This is a genomic window from Aeromonas sp. 84A (assembly GCF_051919345.1).
Lineage (GTDB): Bacteria > Pseudomonadota > Gammaproteobacteria > Enterobacterales > Aeromonadaceae > Aeromonas > Aeromonas veronii.
In genome coordinates this window covers 1,998,636-2,013,955 of record NZ_JBQBEW010000001.1, presented here as the reverse complement: position 1 = coordinate 2,013,955, position 15,320 = coordinate 1,998,636, and the positions used below count along the sequence as shown (strand labels likewise).

11 protein-coding genes are annotated in these 15,320 nt (G+C 60.7%); 10 read left to right on the top strand and 1 reads right to left on the bottom strand.

Annotation, left to right across the window (positions count from 1 at the left end; translation table 11 throughout):
• Positions 1–141 precede the first annotated feature (141 nt).
• From ACTG20_RS09305 to ACTG20_RS09290, 4 genes are all read left to right on the top strand, one after another.
• Positions 142–1,335 carry a sugar ABC transporter substrate-binding protein gene (locus ACTG20_RS09305; protein ID WP_194495775.1) on the top strand — a complete coding sequence of 398 codons (1,194 nt, stop codon included), beginning with the start codon at positions 142–144 and terminating at the stop codon, positions 1,333–1,335.
• A complete protein-coding gene (locus ACTG20_RS09300) occupies positions 1,332–3,470 on the top strand; it encodes a diguanylate cyclase domain-containing protein (protein WP_194495776.1) in 2,139 nt (712 codons plus the stop codon). Before ACTG20_RS09305 ends, ACTG20_RS09300 begins: the two co-directional genes overlap by 4 nt.
• A 139-nt stretch (positions 3,471–3,609) precedes the next feature.
• The gene (locus ACTG20_RS09295; RefSeq protein WP_064336484.1) at positions 3,610–4,269 is read left to right on the top strand and encodes a YceH family protein; all 660 of its coding nucleotides are present in this window, start codon (positions 3,610–3,612) and stop codon (positions 4,267–4,269) included.
• A gap of 85 nt (positions 4,270–4,354) precedes the next feature.
• Positions 4,355–4,912 carry a HutD family protein gene (locus ACTG20_RS09290; RefSeq protein ID WP_042057881.1) on the top strand — a complete coding sequence of 186 codons (558 nt, stop codon included), beginning with the start codon at positions 4,355–4,357 and terminating at the stop codon, positions 4,910–4,912.
• 114 nt (positions 4,913–5,026) lie between these two features.
• On the opposite strand, the gene azu is transcribed toward ACTG20_RS09290, so the two are convergent.
• Positions 5,027–5,467 (bottom strand): azurin, encoded by a 441-nt coding sequence (azu, locus tag ACTG20_RS09285; protein WP_076494211.1) that lies wholly within the window; start codon positions 5,465–5,467, stop codon positions 5,027–5,029.
• Positions 5,468–5,802: 335 nt separating this feature from the next.
• Between azu and ACTG20_RS09280 the strand changes: the two genes are divergently transcribed.
• The 6 genes from ACTG20_RS09280 (at position 5,803) to ACTG20_RS09255 (ending at position 15,317) form a co-directional block, all read left to right on the top strand.
• Positions 5,803–6,849, top strand: coding sequence for an FAD:protein FMN transferase (locus ACTG20_RS09280; RefSeq protein WP_194495777.1), 1,047 nt, complete (start codon positions 5,803–5,805; stop codon positions 6,847–6,849).
• 159 nt (positions 6,850–7,008) lie between these two features.
• The gene (locus ACTG20_RS09275) at positions 7,009–8,655 is read left to right on the top strand and encodes a tetratricopeptide repeat-containing response regulator (RefSeq protein ID WP_194495778.1); all 1,647 of its coding nucleotides are present in this window, start codon (positions 7,009–7,011) and stop codon (positions 8,653–8,655) included.
• A 66-nt stretch (positions 8,656–8,721) separates the two neighbouring features.
• On the top strand, positions 8,722–9,684 hold the full coding sequence (locus ACTG20_RS09270; RefSeq protein WP_164536449.1) for an ion channel: 963 nt from the start codon (positions 8,722–8,724) through the stop codon (positions 9,682–9,684).
• A 115-nt stretch (positions 9,685–9,799) separates the two neighbouring features.
• On the top strand, positions 9,800–10,606 hold the full coding sequence (gene xthA, locus ACTG20_RS09265) for an exodeoxyribonuclease III (protein ID WP_194495779.1): 807 nt from the start codon (positions 9,800–9,802) through the stop codon (positions 10,604–10,606).
• 397 nt (positions 10,607–11,003) lie between these two features.
• Positions 11,004–12,203: an efflux RND transporter periplasmic adaptor subunit gene (locus tag ACTG20_RS09260; RefSeq protein ID WP_194495837.1), complete on the top strand. Its 1,200-nt coding sequence runs from the start codon at positions 11,004–11,006 to the stop codon at positions 12,201–12,203.
• Positions 12,204–12,212: 9 nt separating this feature from the next.
• Complete coding sequence (locus ACTG20_RS09255) at positions 12,213–15,317, top strand: efflux RND transporter permease subunit (RefSeq protein ID WP_110302419.1); 3,105 nt, start codon at positions 12,213–12,215, stop codon at positions 15,315–15,317.
• Positions 15,318–15,320 lie beyond the last annotated feature (3 nt).

Genomic DNA, 15,320 nt, shown 5'->3' with positions numbered 1-15,320 from the left:
TAAGCAATTTATCCCCCAGCCCGGCCCACGCGCCGGGCTTTTTGTTGTTTCAGTCAATTAGTTGACACCCGAGCCTACCGATCTTGCCGGTAGTTTGTTACATTTTTTCCTTGGAATTCAGGGGATAACGGTGATGATAACATGAGCAGAAAACGATCTTTTTATCATCTATTGCTGCTTTGCCTGTTCGCATTGAGCCACCCCCTGCAGGCTCAGGAGCCTGAACTGGAGCTGTGGCACTCCCAGCAAGCCGGTTACGTGATCGACGACGTGATCGCCCGCTTCAATCAGGAGGGGAACCACAGAGTACGGGTCACCCAGATTGAGCCGGGCAAGATCAAGGCGGATCTCCTGCTGGCGGCTCAGGCAAGGGGGCTGCCCGACCTGATGCTGATCCCCTCCGATTTTATCGGCCTCTATCGCCAGATGACCCTCGCCCCGCTCCCGACCGAGTGGTTTTCCCCCGCACTGATGGCCAGCGCCTTGCGTTATGTCACCTTGGATCGGCAACGCTGGGGCATGCCCATGATGCAGGGCAACCATCTGATGCTGTTTTACAACAAGGCGCTGGTCTCGACTCCGGTGACCCAATGGCAGCAACTGACTGCTATCACCCCGGCCCTCAAGGCCAAGGGGGTCTACCCCGTCAGCTGGCCCTATCACGACATGTACTACTTCGCCGCCTTTTTACACACCTTTGGCGGCTCGCCGGTGACCGAAGGGCGCATCACCCTCGACAGCCCGGCCATGGTGCAGGCGCTGGAGGCCTACCGCACCATCGCCAGCGAACAGTGGGTCGATCCCGAGTGCGACTATGACACCGCCCTCGCCCGCTTCAATGAGGGCAAGAGCGCCTACCTCATCAATGGGGACTGGGCCTTCAACGATCTGGTGAAGAACATGGGGGATAAGCTGGGCGTTGCACTGCTGCCCCGCTGGCAAAGCCATCCCATGCACTCCATGAGCGGCGCCTACGTGATGGGAGCCTCCCGCTGGGCGATGGATGATGAGGATAGGAAACCCGTCATCAAGGCATTGATGGCCTTTATCCAGCGTCAGGATATTCAGCAGTCCATCTATCATCAGGGGGCGCTGCTGCCGGTCAATCAGCAGGCTTTTAGCGCCATTAGTCACCGTCCCACGCCTCAGGAAAAAGTGCTGCTGGAACAGTTCACCCTCAGTACCCCCATGCCCTCCGACAGCGCCATGTCCATCGCCTGGCAAGCGATGGAGAAAGGGTTCGAGCGCTTTAAAGAGGGGATCAGTGCTGCCGACACCGCCCGCTATATGCAGCAGCTGGCCGATCAGCAGTACCGGCAGGTCAAAACACCATGAAACATCGCACCTTTCGGCTCGGCCCGACCCTCATCATCATCCTGTTCACCGTCGCCTTGCTGCCGGCACTGCTGGCCAGCACTGTGCTGCTGATCCGCCAGCACCAGATCATCGCCCAGAGCGAGCAGTCACAGCTGGAGCGGGCCCTCACCAGCATGACCCGCGAGGCCCGCTTTCGCAGCGAGCTGATCGGCACCCAGCTCAATCAGCTCAGCCAGGATCGGGTGCTCCATCAGGCCCTCGACAACTTTCTCTTCTCCAGCCATGCCCGGCTGGCGCTGGCCTCCTTTGTCAAATCCAACAGCCTGCTCACCTCGGCCTACCTTATCGATGACAAGGGGTTGGTGGTGGAGTACATCAATGGTCAGGCCTCCCACCTCGAGTCGAGCAACCTGATGCCGCAGCTGATGGCCTGGGGCAAGACCCGCGAGGCAAAACAGGGCAAGCATCTGCTGCTCCCCGTCAATGATCCCGTACTGGTCGACGACATGGAGCAAAACCGCAGTGGCGGGCTGGCGCTGGTGGCCCCCATCTATCGCAACCACCAGCGAGCAGGGGTGATGCAGACCCCTTCCGGCTTCGTGATGACCATTCTCCCCTGGCGGCAGATGGCCCAGTTGCTGGAACCCTATCTCAAGGGAAGCGAATATCTGGTGATCTCCCAGGGCGAGAACCGTCTCTACGAAGGGGCTCACCAGAGCGCCAACGCCATGGATGACAGGGAGCCAAGCAAGATGGCGCAGCCCCTGGCTATTGGCTGGCCCCAGCTGGAGCAGGAGATCACCCCCACCATCACCCTCTACAGCTACAGCAATGACAGGGTCAGCGAGCTCAACAAATCCCAGCAGTTGCTGACCGTCAGCATCGCCGTCATGTTGCTGCTGGTGGCCATCGGCTGCGTCTGGCTCACCCGCTGGCTCACCCGACCGCTGCGCTCGCTGGCCGCGCTGGTGCGCAGCTATGGCAAGGGCAATTACCAGCAACGGCAGGCGCCGCTGCGCTTTGTGGAGTACGACGAGGTGCGCCAGCTGCTGCAAGAGATGGCCAGCACCATCTCGGATCAGGTGCGGGCGCTCTATCAGCAAAATGAACAGCTGCAGCAGGCCAATAGCGAGAAAGAGGCCTTCAACCAGCGGCTGCTCGGCTTCAACGACGAACTGGAGCAAGAGGTTGCCTCGCAAACGACCGCCCTGCGCTCGGCCCTGAGCCGGGAGGAGCGCAGCCGCCATATCCTGCAATCCTGGTTGCAGTTCGGTCTGCACCAGCAGCTGGATATCGATATTGCCGAGCTGGCCAGCTCCGCCCTGCTGCAGCTCTCGCAGCTCTATCCTGGCCACCGCTGGGGACTGGTGATCCGCCGCGATGGCCAGCCCCACTACTCCCTGACCCAGGGGGTCGATGCCCCCTTGCGGGATGCCCTGCAGGAGAAACTGGCTCAACTGATGGATGAGGAGGTCAAACACTCCGAATGCCAGTGGGATAACGCACTCTGGAAGATCATGACCCTGCCCGGCAGCCAAAGCGGCGTGCTGTTTGGCTATCTGATGGTGAGCGCAGAAGGGTTGGAGTCCGAAGACAGGGCCATCTTGCGGCTGTTTGCCAAGCAGTTGGCGGTGGGCATCGAGGGGCGCCTCTTCACCGACGAGCTGGCACGGGTCGCCCGCACCGACAACCTCACCGGACTGCCCAACCGACAGGCGTTCGAAGAGACCTTCCACCACTATCAAGCGGTGCTGGCGCGCCATCCGGAGCGTCACCTCGCCCTCTTCATGCTCGACCTCAACGGCCTCAAGCGCACCAACGACCAGTATGGGCACGAGGCGGGCGACGCCCTGCTGATCCAGATGGCTCACCAGCTACGCACGCTGTGCCGTCAGAATGAGAAGATTTTCCGCATCGGCGGCGACGAGTTCGTACTGCTGGCGGAGGCGGATCACCTCGCCAGCCAGCTGCTGGCAGGTAGACTTGAGGCAAGCCAGCAGCACGCCATCGTGCAGCATGGGGAGCACAGCTTCCCGCTGCGTTTTGCCATCGGCTGGAGCAGCAGCGACCAGACCCCCCTGGCGGAGCTGAGCCGGGTGGCGGACGACGCCATGTATGCCAATAAGGCGCGCTTCTATCAGGGGCAGCGATAAAAAGCAGAGGTCTGTGGCGTTGGCGAGCCTTTCGCCAACCCCCTGATCAGCTCGCAAAAATGGCGCGCAACGCTAGACGCGGCGCGGACCATGACTAAGATAGGGGCTCTTGATGTCTCGATTTGGAAGGGAGTAGGAAATGGAGTTAGTACTTGGCCCGCTGGAAGCCCGCGTCATCGGCTGTCTGATTGAAAAAGAGATCTGCACCCCGGATCAATATCCCCTCTCCCTTAATGCACTGGTCAACGCCTGCAACCAGAAGAGCAACCGCGAGCCGGTGCTGGAGCTCTCCGAGCTCGATATCCGCGCCGTGGTAGACGAGCTGATCCGCAAGCGGCTGGTGGTCAACACCGCCGGCTTCAATGCCCGGGTGCCCCGCTATCAGCACAGATTCTGCAACACCGAATTTGGCGAGCTGAAATTCAGTGCCCAGGAGCTTGGCATCGTCTGCGAACTGCTGCTGCGCGGCCCGCAAACCCCGGGGGAGCTGCGCTCGCGCACCAACCGCCTCTGCAGCTTCGATGATGTCACCGAGGTGGATGCGGTACTGACCCAGCTCATCGAGCGTGGCCCCTACGTGGTCAAGCTGCCGCGCGAGCCGGGCAAGCGCGAATCCCGCTATGCCCACCTGTTTAGCGGCGAAGTGGATATTCAGGCGATGATGGATGCCGCCCCCGCCGCGGCCTATGCCTCCCCTGCTGCCGACCGTCTGAGCGAGCTGGAGCAGGAGGTAAACGAGCTCAAGAGCCGTCTCGCCGCCATGGAAGCGCGGCTGGCTGCGCTGGATGGTCAGGGCTGATCGCCTTTACCATCGCCACTCTCTATCAGGGAGCCGGGGCAGATGTCCCCGGCTCCCTGCGTTTTTTTATCGTGAGGAAGTGCCCGTGATCACCCTGATTAAAGAGTCTGACCACCAGAAGATGCCCTGGAAAAACCAGCAGGGCACTACCAGCCAGATCCTCATCTCCCCCAAGGGGAGCAGCCTTGCCAAACTCGACTTTGACTATCGACTGAGCTCGGCCCCCATCAAGAGCGCGGGCCCCTTCTCCCCCTTTCCCGGCTATCAGCGCATTTTGCTGCCGGTGAGCGGGGCAGGCTTTGTGCTCAACGGTCACCCCTACGCCACCTTCGAGGCAGCGCACTTTAGCGGCGATGAGGAGACCCACTGCGAGTTGCTGAAAAAAGAGGTGACCGATCTGGGGCTTATCTACCATCCGGATCGCATCAGCGCCAACGTGCGGGTACTGAACCTCCCCTTCCCGCTGACCCTTACCCTCGAGCCAGAGAAGACCTACCTCTGTCACCTGCTGAGCGGCCAGCTGGCCGTGCAGGGCAAAGAGGTGGCCATCAACGAGACGCTGGTGGTGACCGGTGAAGAGAGCATTCACTTCGAATGCCAGAAGAAGACCGCCATCGCCTTCTTTACCCTGCAGGCCAAATAGCGCAAAAGTCGGCGGTGTGCAGTCATGCCACGCCACACACAAACAGCAGAGATGAAAAAGCCGGGAAATCCCGGCTTTTTCTATTGAGGCAACCGGCTCGTGCCGGTCAGCACCTTAGTTGACCTTGAAGGAGCCCTTCATCATGGCGAAGTGGCCGGGGAAGGAGCAGAAGAAGGTGAGATCCTTGCCCGCCAGACCGTCGGTCTTGAAGGTCACGCTGCTGCTCTCGCCGCCGCCGATCAGCTTGGTGTGAGCCAGTACACGGGCATCGTCCTTGGGCAGATAGCCGTTCTCGGCCCCGGCGCTCATCCCGGCAGTCGCCACTGTCTGATAGTCGGCGGTGCTGGCCAGCACCCAGTTGTGACCCATGGCGGTCACAGGCAGCTTGCCGGTGTGGTTCAGGGTGACCGTCACCTCCTTGCAGGTGGCCGGCACGCTCATCTCTTTGAGGTTGTACTGCATGGCATCATTGCCTTCGATGACCAGTGCACACTCATCCGCCAGCACGGGGGCAGCCAGGGTACTCAGAAACAGCAGGGTAATCGCCTTTTTCATCATCTTCTCCTTTGATTGGCAATGGATGGCAACGACTTGGCGGATGCGGTTAACGCTTCGCAAAGATGCCGTCTAAATCGACCTTCATTTTACTCAATTGTCTTCAATCGGCTATGGCTTTTGGCCAAAGCTGCGGGCCAGGTCACCAGACGGTGCTCTACTCGCCACTAGCTCCCTCACGGATGGACGATACGACCCGCTCCAGCCACAGGTTCAAAACTGTTTAATTTTTTCTGCCCTTTTCCCTCCGATTGCCCCTATCAGGGCTCGCCCGGCGGGCGCCCCTTGGCTAAGCTAGCGCCCCGATATGAACCTTCTCCAGATGAGAGCGCCGGATGATTGCGATAACCCCCGTGGCGGCCCTGCGCGGCCTGCTGCTGACCCTGCTGCTGGCGCTGGCCGGCTGCCAGCCCACCCCGCCTGCCCAGACCCGTATTCAGGGCAAGACCATGGGCACCTACTATGTGGTGACCCTGAGCGATAGCTACCCCGGTGGAGAGCCCGCCCTCAAAAGCGACGTAGAGAGCCTGCTGGCCCGGATGAACAAGGAGATCTCCACCTACGATCCGGGCTCGCTCATCTCCCGTTTCAATCAGGGGCCCGCCAACACCCCGTTTGCCATCCCGCCCGCCATGGCCATCATAGTCCAGCAGGGGATGGATGCCGGTAAGCTGACCGACGGCAAGCTGGATGTGACCGTGGGGCCTCTGGTCAATCTGTGGGGCTTTGGCCCGGACAAACGGCCGGTCAAGCGGCCCGATGAGGCAGCCATCGCCGCCGCCCGCCACAAGGTGGGGATCGACAAGCTGACCCTGACCCCTCAGGGGGATCACTTCCTGCTCGAAAAAACGATCCCGGATCTCTATCTCGACCTATCCACCCTCGGCGAGGGGGCTGCCTCTGACGAGATTGCCGCCCTGCTCGAAGGCAAGGGGGTACACAACTACCTGATCGAAGTGGCCGGTGCCGTGCGCAGCAAGGGCAACAACAGCAAGGGCTCGCCATGGAAAGTGGCCATCGTCGAACCCTCCGATCAGCCGGGGGCGTTTTCCGATATCGTCATCCCCAACGGCATGGCGCTCAGCACCGCGGGCAGCTATCGCAACTACTACGAGCTGGATGGACAGCGTTACTCCCATATCATCGACCCCGCCACCGGCCAGCCGGTCACCCACAAGCTGGTCTCCGCCAGCGTCATCACCCCGACCGCGCTGGAGGCCGATGCTCTCGATACCGCGCTGATGGTGATGGGGCCTGAAGCGGGGATGGCATTTGCCAAACAGCACCAGCTGGCGGTCTATCTCATCATCAAGACCGAACAGGGGTTCAAGGCCGAGTACACGCCGCAATTTGCTCCCTATCTGGCAGAGAAAAAACGGTGAGTTCCAGGCCCTGGCAACAGGGCCTTTTTCTTTCACTCATCGCGGACAAAAGGCGGACAAACGGAGATGGTTCGCAATCGACAACTTGGCCAATTGCCTCTTCGGGCGCTTTGGTGGCACACTTTCTCCCATCAGCCCGCAGCGCCTCGACCCAGACAGATGCAGACACCTGAACAAGAGCCAGAAAAAAAGAGCCCAGCCAAGCCACAACGTATTCTGATGGTCAATGAGCAGCGCTCGTTTCAGGTGATGATGAAGGCGATGCTGCTCAATCTGGGTATCAGCAACATCACCTACTCCAATACCGCCGAGGATGCGCGGCGCCGCTGCCAGAAGGGCAGTTTCGACATCTATCTCATCGATTACGATCTCGGGGTTGGCGAGAATGGTCGCCAACTGCTCGAAAGCCTGCGCGACAAAGACCTGATCCCGCCCCAGAGCGTGGTGATCATGGTGAGTGGCGACAGCTCTCGCGCCATGGTACTGAGCGCGCTGGAAGCCGAACCCGACGAATACCTGATGAAGCCCTTCTCCCAGGAGCAGTTCTCGTTTCGCTTGAAGCGTGCCCTCGCCCGTCGCAACGCCCTGGCCAGCGTCTTTACCGCGCTGGCCGATGACAATCTGGCAGCCCTCATTACCGCCTGTGCCGAGCGGGCCGATGCGGTGCCCCGTTTTGCCAACTACTGCCGCTGCCTGCAGGCCGATACCCACCTCAAGCTGGGTCAGACGCAGGAGGCGCGCTCCCTGATGCGCCAACTGCTGGCCGGGCAGGAGAACAGCTGGGCCCGCCTGACACTGGGCAAGGCGTGCAACACCCTGGGGCTCCACGAAGAGGCGGTCAGCCATCTGCAGGCGACCCTCAAAAATACCCCGCTGATGGTGGAGGCTCACCTCTGGCTGGCGGAATCCCTGCTGGCCCTTGGCAATGACGAGCAGGCGCAGCAGGAGCTCAGACGGGCGGTGGATATCTCCCCTCAGTCGGTGCAACTCTCCCGCCGGCTGGCGGAGGTGTGCCTGCAGCGCCACGACTACGCCCAGGCCAAGGATGTGCTGATGTCGCTGATCGACCTGTCACGCAACTCCATCCATCGCACGCCCCATTATCTGGGGGCCTATATCCAGACCCTGACCCTCTACGCCCTCAACAGCAACGACAGCTACCACATCGCCAACCTGCAAAAGCAGGTCAATTCTGCCCTGTCGCGCATCCGCGATTCGCTGATGATGTCGGAGTTCAACTACCCGGTGTTCGAGCAGATCTGTCAGGCCCGGGTGCAGATTGCGCTGGGTGAGTTGCTCAAGGGTAAGAAGATGCTCTATCGCGCCAATCAGAACTGGCTCGATGAACCGGCCACCATGCCCCCCGCCCTGCTTGGCGAGACCATCCTCGCCCTCTATCAGCTCGGCGAGTTTGAATATGCCGAAAGCCTGCAAGGGCTGCTGGCAGAGGACGAAGATCGGCTGCTCACCACCTGCATTCAGGCAACCCGGGATGACAAGACGGTGCTGGAGCGGCGTCAGCGCTACCAGCAGCTCAACGATCTGGGGATCAAGGCCTATCAGAGCGGCGAGCTGGAGCAGGCCCTCGGCCATTTTCGCGAGGCCCTGCGCCGCGCCCCCGCCAATACCGGTGCGGCTCTCAACAAGATCCAGGTGCTGCTGCAACTGATGCAGAAAAACCGCAAGAGCCCGGAATTTGGTGCCGAGTGCAAAGAGACCCTGGACGTGCTCGACGGCATCCCCCTCAACCCGGCCCAGCAGGAGCGTTTTCGCAAGCTGCGTCAGGAGTTCAACCAGTTCAGCTAAGACGCCGCCGCGCCCCCCTTTCCCCGCCTATGCTGAAACCAGTTCGGCAATACGAGGGAAACGAAGATGGCGATGTGTCGTTATCTGGTGGCCGATGGCCGCCACTGCAGTGAAGAGGCTGGCGAGCACGATCTCTGCCACTGGCATGATCCCCACCATACCCATCAGGAAGCCCGCAGCGCCGAGGCGCTTGAACAGTACGTTCGCGCAGGCGGACTCTGCCACGGCCTGCAGCTGTCACGGGCCAATCTGGCGGGTCTCAATCTGGTCAACAAGGAGTCCGATCAGGGATTTTTGCTGGAGCAGTGCAACCTCTATCGCGCCAACCTGCGCGGTGGTCACCTCTACGGCCTGCGCATGAAGGGCGGCAGCCTGATGAAAGCCGATCTCAGTGATGCCAACCTCCAGTGCGCCACCCTCGATGACGTCAACCTGCTCGGCATCCGCTGGCACAACACCCGGCTCGACAACATGCAGACCGGCAAACGGGTGATGCAGGATCGCAAGGGGCGCCGCGAACGGGATCCCAAACAGGCGCGCATCTGGTTCAAGGAGGCGGAAGAGACCTACCGGGATCTGCGCAAAGCCTCCGAGGCGCAGGGGATCTTCACCATGTCCGGCAACTATATCCAGCAGGAGCTCACCATGCGCCGCCTGCAACTGCCGTTCTGGTCGACCCAGCGCTTCACCTCCTGGGTGGTCGATCTCTTCTGCGGCTATGGCGAGGCCCCGATGCGGGTGGTGCTCTTCTCGTTGCTGCTCATCTTTATCTGCAGCATTTTTTACTTCTTCTGCGGACTGCATTTTCAGGGCGAGCACCTCATCTACCAGCCCGCTGCCCCGCTCGAGCAAAATGCCATCTTCCTGCTCGAATGCCTCTACTACAGCGTGGTCACCTTCACCACATTGGGGTACGGTGACTTCACTCCGGTCGGGCTCTCCAGGATCTTTGCCGCCTTCGAAGCCTTCACCGGCAGCTTTACGCTGGCGCTGTTTGTGGTGGTATTCGTCAAAAAGATGACCCGCTGACACCTCTGCCCACCCCGCGGGGCCTGCCACTGACGCAGGCCCGCGGCCAAACTTGCATCCACCGCCGATTCCTAGTCCAATAGCCACTTATAAAAATGACATGAGCATCCCGGACATGAAGATCATCTCTTTCAATATCAACGGCCTGCGCGCCCGTCTGCACCAACTGCAAGCCATCATCGACAAGCACCAGCCCGATGTGATCGGCCTGCAGGAGATCAAGGTGCACGATGAAGCATTCCCGCTGGCCGATTTGGAGGCCATGGGCTATCACGTGGAGTTTCACGGCCAGAAGGCCCACTACGGGGTCGCCATCATGAGCAAGCAGAAGCCGGTCAAGGTGGAGAAAGGCTTCCCCACCGATGATGAAGAAGCCCAGCGCCGGATGATCATGGCCACCTTCGAGCGCGAAGACGGCTCCCTCATCAAGGTGATGAATGGCTACTTCCCGCAGGGTGAAAGTCAGGATCATGAGACCAAGTTCCCGGCCAAGCAGAAGTTCTACGAGGATCTGCAGCACTACCTCGAGACCAACCACACCCCGGACGACCAGCTGGTGCTGATCGGGGATATGAATATCTCCCCCACCGATCTCGACATCGGCATCGGCGAGGCGAACCGCAAGCGCTGGCTGCGGGATGGCAAATGCTCCTTCCTGCCCATCGAGCGCGAATGGATGGAGCGCCTGAAAGGGTTTGGCCTGACCGACACCTTCCGCGCGGCCAACCCCACCGAGTGCGAGCGTTTCTCCTGGTTTGACTACCGCTCCAAGGGCTTTGACGAGAACCGTGGCCTGCGCATCGACCTCATCATGGCCTCCGATGCTCTCAAGGACAAGGTGACCGAGACCGGTATCGACTACGAGCTGCGCGACATCGAGAAACCCTCCGACCACGCCCCCATCTGGGCCTGCTTCGCCTGATTCGGCACAAGATTAACCGATGAGCCGCGACGAATTCGTAAACTGTGAAGCGGCTCGCGGTTGCCCGCGATAAAAGGGCGTAAAAAAACCATCCAGAAAAGGTGCCTTATGGCACCTTATTTTTTGCAGCAAGGAGTGGCTGGCATGATACGGTTGCGAAGAGCCCTGGCCCGGGATGAACATCCCCGAAACCCCCCGCCCAAATCGGAAAAGTCAGACTTTTTTCGTCAATCGGCAACCCTAATTGCCACTTTGAGAAGGTTGTGTTCAAGGTTGCCGCCCTATCATCTCCCATTCCAATCATAAATAAGTTGTTTTTTTAATCATGAAGTTAATGATGTGTATGGAGAAACATGCTGAACGCAGCAGCCGAAATCGATCCAACAGGAGTGTGATGATGAAGGTGCCCAATGCCGGAAGAGAGGTTTACAAACGCAGCTTGCTGACCCTGGCGCTGATCAGCGGTCTGAGCGCCTGTGGCGGCGAGACGACCCAGACGGCCCAGACCATGCCCACCGTCCCTGTGGTGGTCGCCGAGGTCAAGCTGACCGATGTGCCGCTCACCACCGAGATGGTGGGAGAGACCGCCGGTTTTCGCGAGATTGATGTGCGCTCCCGGGTCAGTGGCATCCTGCTCAAGCGCACTTATGTGGAAGGCCAGCCAGTTACCGCCGGTCAGGAGCTGTTTTTGATTGACCCTGAGCCCTACAAGGTGGCGCTGGAGCAGGCCAAAGGGACTTTGGCTCAGGAGCAGGCCCGTCTCAACAAGGCCCGTGCCGATCGGGATCGCATCATTCCCCTCTTCAAGCGTCAGGTGGTCAGTCGCAAGGACTATGACGACACCATCGCCAACTACGAAGCGGCCATCGCCAGCCATCAGGCCGCTCAGGCCAAGGTGAAAGAGGCGGAGCTCAACCTCAGCTACACCCAGGTGACCGCCCCCATCAACGGCATGGCGAGCAAGAGCTCCCAGTCCGAGGGGAGCCTTATCTCCACCAACGGCGACAACGGCCTGCTCACTACCATCACCCAGTTTGATCCGCTCTACGTCAACTTCTCCTACTCGGAGCAGGATCGCCTCAACTTCGAAAACTCGGTAAAGAAAGGGGTGATTGAGGCGAAGGATGCCACCACCTGGCGCACCCATATCCGTCTGGCCGATGGCTCCCTCTACCCGGAGGCGGGCAAGCTCAACTTCTCCGACAACCGGGTCGATCCCCAGACCGGCACCATCCGTGCCCGTGCCATCTTCGACAACAAGGACGGCGTACTACTGCCCGGCCAGTTTGTCCGCATGACCATCGATCTGGGCCTGCGCAAAAACGCCATCGTGGTGCCGCCGCGCGCCATCGTCCAGTCCCAGGCTGACCGCATGGTGATGGTGGTCGATGCCGACAACAAGGTGGTGCCCCGTCCGGTGACCCTGGGCGCGGCAGTCGACTCCGGCGTGCTGATCGAAAGCGGCCTGCAGGCTGGTGAGCGCTATATCGTCGAAGGCTTGATGAAGGCTCGCCCCGGCGCCGTGGTAAAACCTGTCTCTGCCGACGAGATGAAGGCGATCACCGGCAAGGTGGTCAGCCAGTCTGCGGCCAAGTAAGGAGCCCGTATGTTTTCCAAGTTCTTCATAGAACGCCCCATCTTCGCCAGCGTGATTTCGATCATTATCGTGCTGGGCGGGTTGGCGGCGATGCGGGCGCTCCCCATCGAGCAATATCCCCAGATCACCCCGCCGGTGGTCTCGGTCACGGCGTTTTATCCGGGCGCAACCCCGGAGGTGATCTCCCAGACCGTGGCAGCGCCGCTGGAGCAGCAGATCAACGGCGTCGAGCGGATGATCTACATGCAGTCGGGGTCGGCCTCCAACGGCCAGATGAACCTCAACGTCTACTTCGAGATCGGCACCGACCCGGATCAGGCCACCATCAACGTCAACAACCGGGTCTCGGCTGCCATGGCCCAGCTGCCGGAAGAGGTGAAAAAGCAGGGGGTGACGGTCAAGAAGAAATCGACCTCCATCCTGCAGGTGGTCACCCTCCAGTCACCGAACGGCTCGTTTGATACCACCTATCTGTCGAACTACGCCCTGCTCAACATCATCGACGAGCTCAAGCGGATTCCCGGCATCGGTGATACCACCTTGTTTGGCGGTACCGACTATGCGATGCGCATCTGGCTGCGGCCGGATCGACTGGCCCAGCTCGAGCTCACCCCGAGCGACGTGATTGGCGCCATTCGCGAGCAGAACACCCAGTTCGCGGCAGGCAAGATCGGTGCCCAGCCCACCACGGCCCCCATCGACTTCACCTACACGGTGCAGACCAAGGGGCGCCTTGAGGATGTGAAGGAGTTCCAGAACATCATCGTCCGCTCCATGCCCGATGGCTCCAAGATCCGGGTCCGCGATGTCGCCCGGGTCGAGCTGGGGGGCAAGGATTATGATCTGGTGGCCCGCGCCAACGGCAAACCGGCCATCGGTATCGCCACCTATCTGCAACCGGGCGCCAACGCCGTCGCGGTCGCCGATGCGGTACACGCCACCATGGAGCGACTCAAGGAGCGCTTCCCGCAGGATATCGAGTACCAGATCCCCTATGACACCACCGAGTTCGTGAAGATCTCCATCGAAGAGGTGGTACACACCCTGTTCGAGGCGATCGTGCTGGTGTTCGTGGTGGTCTATCTGTTCCTGCAGAACTTCCGCGCCACCCTGATCCCCTGTATCGCGGTGCCGGTGTCGCTCATCGGGACCTTCGCCGGCATGCTGGTGCTCGGTTTCTCCATCAACCTGCTGACCCTGTTTGGCATGGTGCTTGCCATCGGTATCGTGGTGGATGACGCCATCGTGGTGCTCGAAAACGTCGAGCGGATCATGAGCGAGAAGAAGTGCTCCGCCAAAGAGGCTGCCATCCTCGCCATGCAGGAGGTCTCCGGTCCGGTGGTCGCCATCGTGCTGGTGCTCTGCGCCGTGTTCCTGCCGGTCGCCTTTATGGGCGGCATGACCGGGGTGATGTACAAGCAGTTTGCCATCACGGTCGCGGTCTCGGTCGCCATCTCCGGTCTGGTGGCACTGACTCTCTCCCCGGCCCTCTGTGCCGTGTTGCTCAAAGAGGGACACCACAAACCCGCCCGCTTCTTCGTCTGGTTCAACGAAAAATTTGACCAGCTGACCCGCGGCTATGTGCGGGGTGTGGCCTTCCTGAACCGTCGGGTGGGGGTCGCCTTTGCCATCATCGCCGTGCTGATCCTCTCCATCTACGGCCTCTTCCTGAAAGTGCCGGGCGAACTGGTACCGAACGAAGATCAGGGCTACCTCATCTCCGCCGTCATGCTGCCGGATGCCGCCGCGATGAGCCGGACCCAGGCGGTGGCGGATCAGTTCGACAAGATCGCCATGGCCAACCCCCATGTGAAGGATGTGATCACCTTCTCGGGCTTTGACATCCTTTCCAATGCCATCATCAGCAACAGCGGCATGACCTTCATTACCCTGAAGGACTGGAGCGAGCGTCAGGGGACCGGACAGGACTCCTTCTCGCTGGCCAAGACCTTCCAGGGCTTGAGCCTGATGGGGCTGGCGGATGGCTTTGTCGCCTCCTTCAACCCGCCTCCCATTCAGGGGATGTCCACCACAGGTGGCCTTGAGGCCTATCTGCAGAACCGTGGCACCGGCAACGCCCAGGCCTTCTCCGGCGAAGTACAGCGCTTCCTTGAAGCAGCCAAGGCGCGCCCGGAGTTTGCCAGCGTCACCAGCACCTACCGCGCCAACGTGCCACAGGTCTATCTCGACCTGGATCGCGAAAAGGCCAAGGCACTGGGGCTGCCGATCAACGCGGTGTTCGACACCATGCAGGCCACCTTCGGTCAGGTTTATGTCAACGACTTCAACCAGTTCGGCCGTACCTACCGGGTGCAGTTGCAGTCCGAGGCAGACTATCGCGCCAAGAAGAGCGACATCCGCAACGTCTATGTCCGCTCCGACAAGGGGGAGATGATCCCGCTCAGCAGTCTGGTGACGGTGCGTGATGCCACCGGCCCCGAACTGGTCGAACGCTTCAACATCTTCCAGGCCGCCAAGATCATGGCCCAGCCCGCCCCCGGCTACAGCTCGGGTCAGGCCATCGCCGCGCTGGAAGAGGTTGCTAATGAAGCTCTTGGCAACGACGCCAAGCTGGAGTGGACCGGCTCCGCCTATCAGGAGAAAGCGGCCGCAGGCAGCGCAGGCATGGCCTTTGGTTTCGGTATCGTGATGATCTTCCTCATTCTGGCCGCCCAGTATGAACGCTGGAGCCTGCCGTTTGCGGTGATCACCGCCGTACCGTTCGCCCTGTTCGGTGCCCTGCTCGCCACCTGGCTGGTGGGGCTGACCAACAACGTCTACTTCCAGATCGGGCTGGTGACCCTGGTCGGCCTTGCCGCCAAGAACGCCATCCTGATCGTGGAGTTCGCGGTGATGAAGCACGAAGAGGGGATGAGCCTCATCGAGTCGGCACTGGAGGCGGCGCGCCTGCGTTTCCGTCCCATCGTGATGACCTCGCTCGCCTTCATCCTCGGCTGTGTGCCGTTGGTGACCTCCAGCGGCGCCGGTGCGGCAAGTCGTCACGCCCTCGGCTGGCCGGTCATCGGCGGCATGCTGGCGGCCACCTTTATCGCCATCTTCTTTATCCCGCTCTTCTTCCGCCTCATCATGAGAGGGTCGGAAAAAAGGGCCTGACTA